Below are 15978 nucleotides of genomic sequence, written 5' to 3' on the forward strand. Positions count from 1 at the left end.
CTAAAACCCTACAAAAGGTGGGTAGGCTTTTAATCCCGAAAATTGTCCGAAAGCCAAAATTCCTTAAGCAAATTAAATTTCTCAAAAAAGGGTGGTTTTTTGAGAATTCCCTTTACAGTTATCTAATACACACATATTAGTGTATCTTCTTCTTTTAATTCTTTATTGGCATCGCTTTTTCAACCACAGCGTCATATCAAATAGCACACGCTAACTTTATCAAAATCTCCTCATCGCTAAAACCAAACCACTAAACAAAATCTAGCCAAGAGCTATTTTCTTTGTAATCTTCTATTACTCCGGTAGCGTTATCAAAATGAAAAGAACTGATTAGCGCGCCCACTTCTTGCTTTACCATAGTGGTACAATTTTCTACCAAATCTTTTCTAAAGCCTTTTTCTTGAAGCTCCAACACATATCCTAAACATACCACTCTTCCTAAAACCCTACCCAAATTTATCAATTTACGTTGAGAAAGCTGAGTATTAATGGAGAAGTTTAAAGCTTCCTTAAAATGAAGACAGGCTTGGGCAGTAGGTTCAAAAGTTTTAAGGAAGGCCAATAAACTTGATTCTTTTTGCTTTTTCATGGAGCGTGTTACAATTTCTGCAATTTGCCCATAAAGCATTTCGTTAGAGCCTTCAAATATTTGAAATGGGCGGCTATCCATAATACCACGACCAGCAATATGATCTATCTTGTAGCCTTGCGCGCCAGAAAGTTGCATAAGCAATTGCGCAGATTCTTGCATCAAATCTGTAACAACAGCTTTCATACTATTGGCTTCTAGCCCTTCTGCTGCCAAATTATTTTCTATTCCGCTTATGTTGCTGCTTCTTGCACACATGGCAGAGCAAATGGTAAAAGCCGACTGTATTCTTGCCAATTGAAACTGAACTTGGTCTATTGCCAATAAATTACTGGCGCCTACCATCCTATTTCTGCAGTGAGTGGTTGCCTCATCTAACATGCGTTTAATAAACCCCATACCCATGCCCGGAAACTGCAACCTGCTTCTGTGCAAAATATCCAACATCATTTTTATACCAGTGGTTTCTGGTTCTAATTTATGGTTTTTGGGCACTTCTATATCAACTGTATTTAACCCATAAGGTATCATGTAAAGCCCGGGGTTTTTAAACAGTTTTTCTACAACAATCTTTTGCTTTTCCTTAGAAATGTCTGCAATAAAAAAATCTATATCTCTGGCCAGGTCGCTGCCATTTAGTTGCTTGCGCGATGCAATGAGCCAAAAATCCGCCATACCTGTTAAACCCTGCCAATGCTTGGTTCCTTTAATTTTATATCCGTTTTCTATCTCGGCATTAAAAGATTTCATGCTTAAAGCATCACTTCCATAGTCGGGTTCGGTTATCATTAACCCGCCCATGTTTGCGTTTTCTAAAAAGCGGTTAAAAATAGCCGCTTTTACTTCGCTGTTGCCATATTTAGAAATGGGTTCTAAAAACAGAGCGATGTTAATTCCAAAGGTTAACGAGAGCCCAAGCGATTCGTAAGATGCGGCAGCTAAAATCCCTAAACATTCTTTCACAATACTTCCACGGCCTCCAAATTCTTTAGGAATGGCAACAGATAGAGGCTTATTAGCCATAATGCCGCTCAAAATTTCTGGTGGCAAACCACGTTCTAGACTTAAAGTATTGATATCTGCTTTTTCGTGGAATAAGTATTTTAAAGATTCTTCAAAATCTTTTAAAAATGATGTAAAACTAGTGGCCGTTGCACTCATAAATAGATTAGTTTTTAATAAATATTTATATAAACAAAAAGACCTTAAGATTAACTCCTAAAAGTCTCCGGTTTTTCTGGGAAATCTGGGAAAACTGTATCTCAATCTCCTTTTTTATTTTTTGTACGATAAAATCTACTATCAATTTTAAAATTTAGTTTAAAATTAGCCAATTAGATAAGCCAATCCGCTTTTTACTGGTTCGCATAGATCTTTCACTTTTTTTTTCCGAAACAAGTCTTCCATCATATCTCGTGCCATTTGATAATCATTGTGAATTGGGCAAGGATGGTCCGCAGAACATTTACTTAATCCCAAACCACATTTTTTAAACACCTCTGTGCCCTCAATTATTTCTACAATATTTATAACAGGTTGATCTTGCTGTTTTTCGTTAACAAAAAATCCGCCGTACGGACCTTTTACACTATTAATTATACCATGTTTTGCCAAAATTTGCAAAATCTTCCCTACCGTATGCTCACTGGCATCAATATGCCCTGCAACCTCTTTAATACCTGCTTTTTTACCCTCCCCGCTTGATGAAGTTAAATAAATAACTGCCTTAATTGCCATTTTACAGGTATAGCTAAGCATGGTTATCTATTTAAAATTAATCCATTTGGAGATACAAAATCGACCGTCCAACCGGCGTTGTAGTCAAGCGCTACTTCCACCGCAAACTCTTTAAATAATCCTCAGGTTTTTGAGTAAAGTCGTTGGTAATGCTTTCGCCCATAGGGCAAAAATGCGAAGTAAGCGTCATAATGGTTTAAACTTTCTTTTTTTCTTCATCAAAATTTATTTCGTAAATATGGCCTAAATCTACCACATTCAATCCAATTTCTGGACCAAACACATCATGAAGATCCTGAATCGCCAAATTACAATTATTTTTGTTGTTTGTTATAATGTCCATTATTTAGCTGATTAATAAAAATCGGTTTTACTCACATTAAGCAGATAAACAATGGTAGATACGAGTAATGGAGCCATTCCAATTTTATGTAAAAAATCGGTTAGAAAAGTATGCCAGTCACCGTAAAAAGATTATCGCTAAAAAGCTCTTTTAGGATGAGAGTGTTTCTAACAGCGCGTATGATAAACCTTCAAACAAAGGAAAGGAACAGTTTTAAATTTCATCCCAAAAATAATTGCGGTTATCCAAAAGAGGAAAATACTAAACCCATATTTATCTGGCCATCATGCGCCAATATAATGTTGGCACTAAAGTCTTCTAAAATTCCCATCTTATGTGGCTCGCTTCCTTCTATAAATAAAGTTTCTCCCTGCGATAAAACCACTTCACGGTCTTCAAAACTAATTTTTCCCTTTCCTTTTTTTTGATGATAAAGGCATCGGAGGTGGCGTGAAGCAAAGGCATTGTTTCCCCTGCATTTAACGTAACGCTTAATACTTTTTACAAGTTATTATTATAAACTATTTTCATTTTGCTTACATTTTAATTTAATCGCTCTGGCGATTATAGCCAGAGCGATTAAATTTTTAAAAATCACCAACAATCTTTTTTATATCATTGATATTGAAGATTACACAAATTTGCCCTGCCCTCTTCCTTACGTTTCTCCTAGCCGGGGGGCGTCTTTCTTTTTCTTGATAAAAAGAGACAAAATCAAGGCTGGCACCCCTTTGGGTAAAAATTCACCAAACCGCTTTAATATAATTTTAGGCCTCTCCCTCCGCACACGCACCACCTCTGGCTGAAAATTATTTTTGGACAGTAGGTTATGGAAATCGCTACAAATGACCTAAATTTACCAAGCCGAATATCGTCGAAGCAAAACCCGACAATGAAACTGAATATCCAAAATCTATTCTTTTCTATCTTTTTTTTGTTCTGCCTACATGTTGAATCAGTTTTTGGGCAAAAAAAGTTAGCCTCTCCGAAAGGAAGACCAAGCCCTTTGGCTTTCGCCAAAAATGAATTGCAAGCATCCAAAAACACAAACATCAGCACGTTGGGTATCGAAGATGGCCTCTCAAACAATTCTGTTAATACTATTTTTAAAGACAAATTCGGCTACATGTGGTTTGGGACCGACGATGGGTTAAATAGGTATGATGGTTACGAATTTAAAATATTTAGGAATAATAGAAACGACACTTCTTCTATAGCTTATAACCGCATTACTTGCTTGGCAGATGATGACGAAGGAAACATTTGGGTGGGCACAAATAACGGCCTGAGCATCTACTATAACTTTTCCTCTAAATTTAAAATGCCCCGTTATTTTGATGAAAACCAAAAAAAATATATCAAAGCAGATATTGAAATTAACTCGTTAAAGAAAGACAACTTCGGGGGATTATGGATAGCTACAAACTCAAAAGGCTTGTTGTATAAAGCACCCGGTAAAGCTTTAATTAAAATATCGTTATTTTCTAATATCCAAATAAAGGCTCACAACATCATTTCATTGGCCATCGACTCCTCTCAGGTTTGGTTTGTGATGGAGGGGGTTGGCCTCTGCTCTTACAACATTTCAACTGGTAAATCCAAACTTATAAGCAACTTGTTTCCTTTGGCAAATTGTTTATACTTCGACAAAGAAAACCACCTGTGGGTAGGCAGCGACCAAGGCGTTTACAAATATGATATTTTGTTAGAAAAAGTAATGTGGTACAAAAGCCAGCAAAACGAAAAGGTAATTAGAGTTACCGACATCAAACAAAATAAAAAAGGAGAAATTTGCGCTGCTACAGATGGAGGAGGCGTATATAAATTTGACACCGATGGCAATGTAATTGATAGAATTACAAGTAGACCGGGACAGAAAAATTTAGCCAGTAATGCGGTCACTTCTTTGTGGTTCGACGGAGAAGATAGATCCTGGATGGGAACATTAAGAGGTGGTGTGAACATTATAGACAACCGTAAAAACAAATTTAAAACAGTCTCTCATAACCCCAACAATCCAAATAGCTTAATAAACGATTTTGTCCTTTCCTTTTGCGAAGATTCTTATGGAAACGTTTGGATAGGCACCGATGGAGGAGGTATTTCTATATGGAATAGAAAGACAAATAATTTCAGCAATTTCGTTCACGATGTTGGAAACCCTAATTCACTGAGCAACAATAATGTTACCAGCATTATAGAAGATGTAGACCACGAAATATGGATTGGCACTTTTGGAGGCTCCATAAATAAATACATTCCTCGCAACAAATCTTTCGTCTCCTATAAGTGCGAAAGCTTGGGCTTGGAGGATAGAAATATATGGAAACTATACCGCGACGCAGAAAATAACATTTGGGCCGGTACAACTTTCGGTCAAAATCTTACTTATAAGCTTAATAGAAAGTTGGACAGATTTGAAGCCATTGATAAGCGATTTAACCATGTAACCACCATTGCAGAAGACAAAAACAATTCGCTATGGTTTGGTAATGAAGGTGGGGAATTACTAAAAAGCAAAACGTCGAGGACTAAAGTCAGCGCTTTTAACTTTAAACACCCAATTAGGGCATTATATGCAGATGATTTTGACGATTTTTGGGTAGGTGTACAATACACAGGGCTTATTTACTTAAATGGCAAAACCGATAAATTAAGTCGCTTTACCGAAACAGAGGGACTCTGTAACAATAGTGTGTTAAACATTTTGCCAGATGGGAAAGGAAACCTTTGGATAAGCACTTTTGATGGTATCTCTCGTTTTAACATAAGAAGCAGAACCTTTAAAAATTTTTACAAAGCAGATGGCTTACAAAGTAACCAGTTTAATTACAACGCCGCCTTAAGGCTTAAAGACGGCACATTACTTTTTGGCGGCATTAGGGGATTTAACTATTTCAATCCCGCAGAAATAACAAACGATCAGGGGTTTCCCAATTTACTCGTTACAGACTTAGAAATTCTAAATCAACCTTTAAGCTACACTGGGAAAATAACAACAGATTCTAGCAGTTTGGCAACTATTAAGAATATTACGCTTCCTTTTAAAAAAGCTTCCATAGATATAAGCTTTGCGGCTTTAGAATATTCGGCACCTCAAAAAATCCGCTATGCATATTATTTAGAAGGCTGGGACAGAAAATGGATTTATCCAACCAGTAATAGAAGCGCATATTATTCAAGGCTAACTGAGGGGAAATATACATTTCATCTAAAGTCTACCAATACAGATGGCCGTTGGAATCCGAATGAAAAGCTGGTCTACATTAACATTTTACCACCTTGGTATCGCTCAATTTGTGCTTATTTCTTATATCTCCTAGCGTTGATAGCAGCGTTGCTACTTTACAATAGGTACCGTGTAGCCAAAGCACGCTTGGAGCAAGAACTTGCTATTAATAAAATTAAAACAACAAACGAAGCCGCGTTGAATGAAAATAAGCTATCTTTCTTCACTAACATTTCTCACGAATTCAGAACTCCCCTAACGCTCATTATAAATCCCGCAAGAGATTTGCTACAGCAAGGTGTAAATGTAGATTCTGAAAATACGATTCAAACCATTTATAGAAATTCCCGGCGACTGTTGAGTTTGGTAGACCAACTTTTATTGTTTAGAAAAGCAGACAATGAAGCTTATCAGCTCCAAATAAGCAAATTAGATATTTTACAATTGTGTACAGATACTTTCGCTTGCTTTGTAAACGAGGCCAAGTTGCATCATTTAAGCTATGAACTTATTGGGGATACCCATACGGAGATTTACGTAGATAAGGAAAAGATAGAAATTGTGCTTTTTAACTTGTTGGGCAACGCAATAAAATACACACCGAACGGCGGTACAATCATCTTAAGGATTTCAGAAAACGAACAGCAGATCAACATAGCGGTAGAAGATAATGGAGTGGGAATAAAGCCAGAAAAGCTAAGCAAACTATTTGATAAATTCTATCAAGCAACAACAGCAGCGGGCAACAACAGCAGCGGGTTCGGCATAGGCCTATACTTAGCAAAGACATTTATCAGTCAACATAGAGGGAAAATTTGGGTTACACCTAACCATCCAACTGGTAGCATATTCAATGTAGAACTTAAAAAAGGGAATATTCATTTTGGGGATGAGGCAACTTTTCTAACGCAACCGCCGGGCAAAACGCTAATGGATGAACTAAAACACGACCCGACGATTCCTAGTCCAAAGACTATAGCTGAAATTTCCACATTTAGGTCAGACCAGTTTATCACCAGCAAAAAAACAATTTTAATTGTAGATGATAACGATGAAATGAGAAATTATTTGATTAGAATTTTCAAAGACAGCTATCTCATTTTAGAGGCCGACTCTGGCAATAGCGCGTTAACCATTATCCAAAAAGAATTGCCAGATTTAATTATCAGTGATGTAGTTATGGACGGGCTAGATGGCATCGGCCTATGCACCGCAATTAAAACTGATCTATCAAAAAACCACATCCCCGTTATTCTGCTAACTGCCAGTGCTTCTTCTGAAGTTAAACTAAGAGGGATAAAGGGGGGCGCCGATGATTACATTGGTAAACCTTTTGACACAGAGCTATTGCTGGCAAGGGCAGAGATGCTCTTAAAAAATAGGGCTGATTTACAAAACTACTTTTTTAATGAAATTCTGCAGTCGAGCGAACGCAACCAAATCTCAAAAGAAGAACGAGAATTCCTATCTCGCTGTTCCAAAGTTATAAATAGACACATTAACAATCCTACTTTTTCCATCGAAATACTTGTAGATGAGATAGGAATGAGCCATTCTAATCTTTATAAAAAAATAAAAGCCTCCTCGGGTCATACAGCAAATGGCTTCATTCGGTTTATCAGATTAAGAAAAGCTGCAGAAATTTTAATCTACACAGACAGTTTGGTAAATGAAGCTGCTATGGCTTGCGGAATCAATGACATTAAGTATTTTAGAAAGCATTTTTCCAACCAATTCGGCATGCCGCCATCTGCTTTTATTAAAAAGCATCGTAGCACATTCAAAGATAAGTTTAAGATTATTTATCGACTACCACCTATTACCTTTCTCTAAAACCCGCTAGTAACTCCTTAGCATAAGTTTAAAACTGAATGTTGACAATTGCGCTGCAGCGTAAATTGATTTTCTCTCTAAATTCAGACTTTGCACCCCTAATTGTACGAAAATGCCCCTCTCTGGGATGGTTAAATTCTCTGAAATTAGTAAAACTATTTAGAGAAGACCGAACAGAAGTATTGTTTGACTAAATCCATGTTTCAACTTCGCCTAATAGCTAACCAAAAAACCTAAAATATGAGCATTAAAAATTCTACTAAAAACAAGCTCTGTCGCCTTATTAAATTTGGCCTCATTGCAATTTTAACTTTTACTTTTAATTTGGCTTTTGCCCAAAATAGCACGCCTATAGAAGTGCAAGGAAAAGTAACAGACAATAAAGGAGCAGGACTACCTGGTGTATCAGTCAAAGAAAAAAACACTCAAAATGCTGTTATTACAAATAATGAGGGGAAATATAGCATAACGCTAAAGAACGTCAAAGCTACCTTGGTGTTTTCTTTTGTTGGATACACACCTATAGAAAAAATTGTAACGGGCAGCGTAGTGAATGCGATGTTATCTGATGACAATAAATCATTAAATGATGTAGTAGTTGTTGGTTATGGTACGCAGAAAAAAGCTACCCTAACAGGATCCATATCCGAGGTAAAGGGTAGCGACCTAGTAAAAAGTCCACAACCTAACCTAACAAACTCTCTCGCAGGAAGGTTTTCTGGTCTAATTGCAAGTAATAGAGCGGGCGAACCAGGTTATGACGATTCTAACATTACCATTAGGGGCTTCGCAACTACTGGAAACAATGATGTATTGGTTGTTGTAGACGGAGTACCTGGCGCATTAGGGGGATTTAGCAGGTTAGATCCGAACGACATTGAAAGTATTTCTGTACTTAAAGATGCCTCTGCCGCAATTTATGGAAGTAGGGCAGCCAACGGTGTAATTTTAGTAACGACCAAAAAAGGTAAAATAGGTAAGCCAACAGTTAGTTATAGTTTTAACCAGGGCTTCACTTCACCAACATCATTACCAAAACTTGCAGACGCTGCAACTTACGCGCAAATTGCTAATGAGATTGACTATTACAACAATATGGCCGGCGGATTAAAACAACTTTATACCGACGCGCAAATCCAAAAGTTTAGAGACGGATCAGACCCACTCAATTATCCGAACACAAACTGGGAAACAGCAGCTTTAAAAAAATCGGCTTTACAAAACCAACATAATCTAAATGTTAACGGAGGCACGGAAGACGTAAAATACTACATGTCGTTAGGTACCATTTCCCAAGACGGCTTATATAGAAATAGTGCAACCAAATATAACCAGTATAATTTTAGGGGAAATATAGATGCAAATATTACCAAAAGATTCAAAATTGGCTTATCGCTATCTGGCCGAGACGAACAACGTCAATATCCAACGTCTGGCGCAGGTAATACTTTTCGATCAATCTACAGGGCTTATCCAACTGTTGTAGCTGTCTACCCAAATGGCGATTATTCTACAGGAATAGAAAATAGCAACCCAGTTGCTTTAGGAACTGACATTGGCGGAACAAATAAAAATCCAGCGCAATATTTTAACGGTATTTTGAGAGCGAGCTATCAAATTCCTTTTGTAGATGGATTTTCTATTGATGGGTTTTACTCAGCAGACCGCACCTATAATTTTAGCAAATCGTTTAATACCACTTATAACCTATACAACTATAACCAAGCATCAAACAGCTACACTGCAGTAGTTGCCGGCGGCTCTGGTGGTGCTCCTTCATTAAATGAATCTCAACTGAATACGTCTTTAAATACTTCTAACATTAAACTTAATTATAGAAAAGATTTTGGGAAACACCATATTGATGCCTTTGTAGGATACGAACAAAGCGCCAATAGACAAGAATCATTTTCTGCTTCTCGCCTTAATTACCCAACTGCACAAACACCAGAACTTTCGCAAGGCGGTGCTGCAGCAACGGATAAAAACAACGCAGGGAGCAGCTACAATTATACCAGACAAAGTGTTATTAGCAAAATAAACTACAACTACGAAGAAAAGTACTTAGTAGAAGCACAATTTAGAGCTGACGGCTCTTCTATTTTTCCGCAAGGAAAGCAATGGGGCTACTTCCCGTCAATTTCTGCCGGCTGGCGCGTTTCTGAAGAACCTTGGTTTAAAGACAATGTTAAATTTATAGATAACTTAAAATTAAGAGCTTCTTACGGTCAACTTGGCAATGATAATGTAGGCCAATTTCAATACTATAATAACTATGCGTTCAACAATAGCTACGTGTTGGGTGGACAAATCCAATCTGGAATTGACTTGATAAAGTTGGCAAATCCAAACATTACTTGGGAGGTTGCAAAGAAGACCGATATAGGCTTAAATGCTACTTTCTTGAAAAATTTCAACATAGAATTGATTTATTTTAAACAAGTCCGTTCAGACATCCTTTCTACGAGAAACGCTTCGATACCAGCCGTTTCAGGCATAGTAAATCCTGATGGCGGCGACCCACTTGTTCCGTCAGAGAATATAGGTAAAGTAAACAGTCAAGGATTTGAAGGAACAATCGGTTACCAAAAAGCTGGCCCGTTCAGCTTTGGCGTATCTGCAAACGCAACTTACGCAAAAAGCAAAATTATCTTTATAGATGAGGCTCCAGGAGCGTTAGCTTATCAAAAACAAACCGGCCAGCCACTTTTCACCTACCTACTCTATAATTCCATAGGTATTTTTAGAAGCCAGCAACAGATAGACAACACACCACATGTTGATGGCACAAAAGTGGGAGACCTAATTTACCAAGACTATAATAAAGACGGTAAGATTAACGCAGATGATCAGACTAGAACAAAATATGGCAATAATCCACTGCTTACATACGGCTTAACATTCAATTCTGCATTCAAAAATTTTGATTTATCTTTGGTATTAGCTGGTCAAAGTGCTGTAAATCAATACCTTTTGCCAGAATCTGGGCAAGTAGGAAACTTCTACAGCAGCTGGGCCGATAACAGAACCAGCCCTACCAATCCAAACGGATCTTACCCGAGGGTAGATACACGCTCTTCTGCAGCCGTTAGTGGTGGTTTGTACAACAGTACATTTTGGTTAAATAACGCGTCTTTTGTAAGGTTAAAAAACGTAGAACTTGGCTACACACTTCCAAAAGAACTATTAACTAAGATAAAATTGCAGAATATAAGGGTTTACGCCAGTGGATTTAACCTCTTTACCGTAACCAAGGTAAAAGATTTTGACCCAGAGGGAAATAATAACAGCGGGCAATTCTATCCCCAACAACGCATTATAAATTTAGGTGTAAATGTTAAATTTTAATATAAAAGACAATGAGACTAACTAAAAACATATTAAAAGTCGGTGCCTTGGCATTGATGGGAACGATGCTGTTCGCTTGTAAAAAGGACTTTTTAGACGTGAAACCAACCGACCGAGTATCTGATGCTGCCATCATTAGCGATTCAACGCTTTTTGACAAGTTTGTTATCAACAGATATATGGGCGTAAAACAGACCGGTAGAGAAGCAGAGGGCACTCCTCCTGGATTTGGAAGAGGCTTTGAATACGCCATGTGGTCTTCGTTAACAGATGAATCTGTGTACAACAACAATGATGATACCTGGATAATTCAGCAAGGACAACTTTCTCCAGAAAATACTGGAATTGCAGGCACCTTTTGGGGCAGAAGCTACAGGAGCATTAGAGAATGTAATTATGCCATAAATAAAATTGCTTCAGTAAACATGAGCGACGGACATAAGAAGAAATTGATGGGTGAGCTTCAATTCATACGGGCTTATCGCTATTTTGATTTGATTAGAAATTATGGCGGTATAGTTTTGATGGGCGATAAAGAGTATAATTTGGGAGACAATTTAGCAGATCCGGCACTTTTTCAGCGCGCGAGTATTAAAGAATCTATTGATTATGCGGTTGCCCAATTAGATGCTGCAGCAAGCGGTCTCCCCTTAAATAATGATGCGTCTTGGGCTTTAGGCAGAGCAACAAAAGGTGCAGCAATGGCTTTAAAAGCTAGGTTTTTACTTTATGCAGCAAGTCCACTTTATAATGCAGGCACTTGGCAAGCTGCAGCTATTGCTGCAAAAGAAGTATTGGATTTAGGAAAGTATAGCTTATATCAGGGCGGTTATAAAAATCTATTTTTGACTTCAGATAACAACCCAGAGATTATTTTTGAGAGACTGTATACACAAGGCGCTCGCCATGTATGTTTGGAAATTGCAAACGGACCGAACGGTTTTAATGCTTGGGGTGGTAATTTACCGATGCAAAACTTGGTAGACGACTACGAGATGACAAACGGAAAATCTATAAAAGATGCGAGCTCGGGATATGATCCACAAAATCCGTATGTAAATCGTGACCCAAGGTTTTACTCGACTATTTTATACAACGGTGCAGCTTACAGAAGCAGCAATGTTGAAACATTTATTCCAGGTGGAAAAGATAGTAAAGATGGCCCGTCTAACTGGAATACCACTAAAACAGGTTACTATCTTAAAAAATTCATGAACGATGCGCTACCTATTGACAATCCTTGGGATATTGCTGGAACACAACCATGGATTTACATGAGATATGCAGAGGTGCTTTTAAACTATGCCGAAGCACAAAACGAAGCTTCGGGCCCAGACGCAAGCGTATATTCATCCGTTAACAAAATTAGAGAAAGGGCGGGAATGCCAGATTTACCAGCGGGTTTAACACAAGCAACTATGAGGCAAGCAATTATTTCAGAACGCAGAGTCGAACTTGCTTTTGAAGAGTTTAGGTATTACGATGTGAGAAGATGGAAAATTGCCGACCAGACAGAAAATGTACCTGCTTATGGTGTCGAGGTAGATAAATCTGGAAATACATTTACTTACAAACAGAAGGTTGCACTAGATGGACGTAAGTTCAGGCAGCAAAATTACTGGTTGCCAATTCCAAGAGCGGAGATTCAAGCGTCAAACAATAAATTACAGCAAAACCCAGGCTATTAATATTTAAAATGGCAGTCAAAAGTGACTGTCATTTTAATATCATTTGGCCAAGTACTTAACCTTTACTCAAACCTCACATTTGTAGCTTAACCAGCATTATGAAAAAGAATATTGTAATATTCCTATTCCCCGTAGCTTTCTTTCTAGCTAATTGCCAAAAAACAGCTGTGGTCAAAAATGACGATTCTACGCCAACTCTTCCAACTACACCTCCTCCTCCTCCACCCGCATCTGTAGATACGCTTGCAAATGGTGCGGTTAAAATGGCTGGCGCAAATTGGGCAGATGGAAGAGATAATTTTCAGGATGGATGGGTAATTCCCTCTAAGTTAAGTGCCTCAGACACGTATTCTGATGTACAATTAAAAGCAGATCCAATCCTCTCTGGGTTTATACAAGACGGGATTAATACCATCCGTTTACCTATCAATCCACCAAGCGTCTCAGAAAGCTGGTGGAATTCTTACAAGGGAGCCATTGATAAGGCACTTAGCAAAGGAATGAAAGTTATTTTATGCTGTTGGGAGTCAAACTCTTCAAAAGATGGTCGTGTAGACGACGGCAACCTTTTTTGGGGAATGTGGCAGAAAGTGATAAATGACTATGGCAAAAACCCAAGGGTTTATTTCGAAGTGTTTAATGAGCCGCACGGCTACAACTTAGTAGACCTAGAAGATCTGTATTCGAATTTTTTGTTAAAATATCCGACGATTGCAAAAAACAGAATTTTGCTGAGTGGTACTGGATATTCTGAAGATGTCACAAAAATTGGTGCAGATAGCAGGTTTAATGGTTGTTTACTTGCCATTCATGACTATTCATTTTTCGTAAACAATAGCATAAAAACTGCAGCAGCTTGGGAAACCCGTTTACGCTCAAAGATCGGTGCTTATTCAAAAAGAACTGTGATGACAGAATTTGGATCGCCTATGACTGCCGGAAAGAACTACATAGACGCCATTAAAGATGATGGTGAAAAAGCCTTTATTCAGGGGGTAACCAACGTATTTCATTTAGACAGCGTTTCTAGCATTTATTGGCCTGGATTACGAGACAACGATAGGTATAGCTTATATAATTTTAACGGTACATCTATGGTGTCTACTAACGCATCTGGCCTAAATAGAATGAAGTATGGCTGGGGAGTAGGTAATGGAGGAACTGACGTTTTTTATCCGGATGCATTTTACAGAATTTTAAACCGCAACAGCAACCTCTCCCTTGATGTAAATGGAGGTTCTAAAGATAGTGGTGCTGCTTTAATACAGTGGTATCCAAATGGTGGCGATAACCAGCAGTGGGTAATTACTGATAACGGTAGCGGCTATTTTAAGATTCTAAATAAAAACAGCAACCTTTCGCTAGATGTTAAAGGCAGTTCGACTGCAGATACAGCTTCAATTGTACAGATGCCTTGGGCCGGAGAAAACCATCAGCAGTGGCAGATAGACAAGCTTGGGTCAGATTATTATACAGTTAAAAACCGCAATAGTCTAAAAGCTTTGGGAATTTTAGGCGCATCCAAAGATGCAGGTTCTAAAATTGCTCAGTCTGCTGTTGCCGGTAAACCAAATCAGCAATGGCTTATTCTTCAACAATAATTGGCCACTAACCTTTAATCAATCCATTACAATGGTATTAAAAAAACTTTATTCTAAATTTCTTTTGGTCTGCTCATTTTCTTGGCTAGTAACATTGTGCGCTTGTGGCCAGCAAAAAACATCGAATACCTTTTCTGGTTTAGCTCCACCTATTAACATTACCATAAATGTTAACCAGTCCTTCCAAACAATTGACAACTTTGGAGCGTCGGATGCATGGGCTTTTCAGTTTTTGGGCAATTGGCCAGAGGTAAAAAAACAAGCAATTGCAAACCTGCTCTTCAGTACCGACACGACGTCTTCTGGCCAACCTAAAGGAATAGGCCTTTCTCTGTGGCGCTATAACTTTGGCGCTGGCAGTACGCAGCAAGGCATTAAAAGTGGGATTAAAGATGAATGGCGAAGAGCCGAATCTTTTTTAGATACAAATGGAAACTACAATTTTGACAAGCAAAGTGGTCAGACTTGGTTTTTAAACGCCGCAAAAGACAGGGGAGTGAATCAATTCCTTGGATTTTTTAACAGTCCTCCTGTACAATTTACTAAAAACGGCAAGGCATTTTCATCTGATGGATCGTCTAACATCGATAAAAAAAACTTTCCTGCTTTTACCCATTATATGGCTGAAAGCTTAAAAGGCATTAGGCAAAAAACCGGAATTCTTTTCGACTACATAAGCCCTGTAAACGAGCCCCAATGGGATTGGAAAGACGGAGGGCAAGAAGGAAATCCATATACAAATACAGAAATTTATGCTTTAGTGAAAAATTTAAACGACACTTTAAATTCTCAAAAGCTATCCACTAAAATTGCGGTTACGGAAGCAGGTCAATTAGACTATTTAATCGGAAAAAAAGACAAACCAAGTCGTGGAAATCAAACAGATGCTTTTTTTAATCAAAAATCACCCACTTTCATAGGAAATCTGAGCAACGTAAAATCTGTTATTGATGGACACAGCTATTTTACTACATCCCCTTACTCAAACGCTGTAAAGATTAGAAAGGCGCTGCATAAAAAAAACAGTAAAAATAACATTGGCTATTGGATGTCTGAATATTGTATTCTGGGAGATAATGATGGTGAAATAGACGGTAGCGGCAGAGATTTTGGCATAACTCCGGCACTATACCTTGCGCGCGTAATTCATAACGATTTGGTGAATGCAAACGCTAGCGCCTGGCATTGGTGGACAGCCGTTTCTGCATACGATTATAAAGACGGACTCATTTACATCAATAAAAATAAAAACGATGGAAACTACCACGAAAGCAAAATGTTATGGGCACTTGGAAATTTCAGCAAATTTATTAGGCCGGGATATCAGCGCATTGGTGTATCGTCCTCAGCGTTAAGCGATGATAGTAAAGAATTACTTGTATCCGCCTATCGAAACACAAAAACAAAGAAAATTGTAGCGGTTGTTATCAATTTATCGGCTCAACCTTTGGCAATTAAATTAAACATTAACGGAGCAAAAGTAAATACCATCAAACCCTACGTTACCTCAAGCACGGCTAACTTAGCACCTAAACCATCAGTATCTACCGCAACAACTATTTCCATTCCCCCACTTTCGATCGTAACCCTTGTTGGCAACAATTATTAAT

Annotated in this window: 9 protein-coding genes; 5 read left to right on the top strand and 4 right to left on the bottom strand. The window is 38.1% G+C overall.

Annotated features, from left to right (window positions below; genetic code table 11):
- Positions 1 to 250: 250 nt before the first annotated feature.
- The 4 genes from ABIB40_RS18705 to ABIB40_RS18720 form a co-directional block, all read right to left on the bottom strand.
- A complete protein-coding gene (locus ABIB40_RS18705; RefSeq protein ID WP_354361097.1) occupies positions 251 to 1750 on the bottom strand; it encodes an acyl-CoA dehydrogenase family protein in 1500 nt (499 codons plus the stop codon).
- A gap of 165 nt (positions 1751 to 1915) precedes the next feature.
- Positions 1916 to 2347 carry an RrF2 family transcriptional regulator gene (locus tag ABIB40_RS18710; RefSeq protein WP_354361099.1) on the bottom strand — a complete coding sequence of 144 codons (432 nt, stop codon included), beginning with the start codon at positions 2345 to 2347 and terminating at the stop codon, positions 1916 to 1918.
- Positions 2348 to 2522: 175 nt separating this feature from the next.
- On the bottom strand, positions 2523 to 2669 hold the full coding sequence (locus tag ABIB40_RS18715; protein WP_354361101.1) for a hypothetical protein: 147 nt from the start codon (positions 2667 to 2669) through the stop codon (positions 2523 to 2525).
- 241 nt (positions 2670 to 2910) lie between these two features.
- Positions 2911 to 3054 carry a hypothetical protein gene (locus ABIB40_RS18720; RefSeq protein WP_354361103.1) on the bottom strand — a complete coding sequence of 48 codons (144 nt, stop codon included), beginning with the start codon at positions 3052 to 3054 and terminating at the stop codon, positions 2911 to 2913.
- 507 nt (positions 3055 to 3561) lie between these two features.
- Here ABIB40_RS18720 and ABIB40_RS18725 point away from each other — a divergent pair.
- From ABIB40_RS18725 to ABIB40_RS18745, 5 genes are all read left to right on the top strand, one after another.
- Positions 3562 to 7731 (top strand): hybrid sensor histidine kinase/response regulator transcription factor, encoded by a 4170-nt coding sequence (locus tag ABIB40_RS18725; RefSeq protein ID WP_354361105.1) that lies wholly within the window; start codon positions 3562 to 3564, stop codon positions 7729 to 7731.
- Positions 7732 to 7971: 240 nt separating this feature from the next.
- The gene (locus ABIB40_RS18730) at positions 7972 to 11079 is read left to right on the top strand and encodes a SusC/RagA family TonB-linked outer membrane protein (protein WP_354361107.1); all 3108 of its coding nucleotides are present in this window, start codon (positions 7972 to 7974) and stop codon (positions 11077 to 11079) included.
- Between the two features lie 11 nt (positions 11080 to 11090).
- Positions 11091 to 12767, top strand: a complete 1677-nt coding sequence (locus ABIB40_RS18735; protein WP_354361109.1) for a RagB/SusD family nutrient uptake outer membrane protein — start codon at positions 11091 to 11093, stop codon at positions 12765 to 12767.
- Between the two features lie 98 nt (positions 12768 to 12865).
- Positions 12866 to 14368 carry an RICIN domain-containing protein gene (locus tag ABIB40_RS18740; RefSeq protein WP_354361111.1) on the top strand — a complete coding sequence of 501 codons (1503 nt, stop codon included), beginning with the start codon at positions 12866 to 12868 and terminating at the stop codon, positions 14366 to 14368.
- A gap of 31 nt (positions 14369 to 14399) precedes the next feature.
- Positions 14400 to 15977, top strand: coding sequence for a glycoside hydrolase (locus tag ABIB40_RS18745; RefSeq protein WP_354361113.1), 1578 nt, complete (start codon positions 14400 to 14402; stop codon positions 15975 to 15977).
- Position 15978: the final 1 nt, after the last annotated feature.

Origin of the sequence: Pedobacter sp. UYP30 (assembly GCF_040547165.1) — a bacterium.
Lineage (GTDB): Bacteria > Bacteroidota > Bacteroidia > Sphingobacteriales > Sphingobacteriaceae > Pedobacter.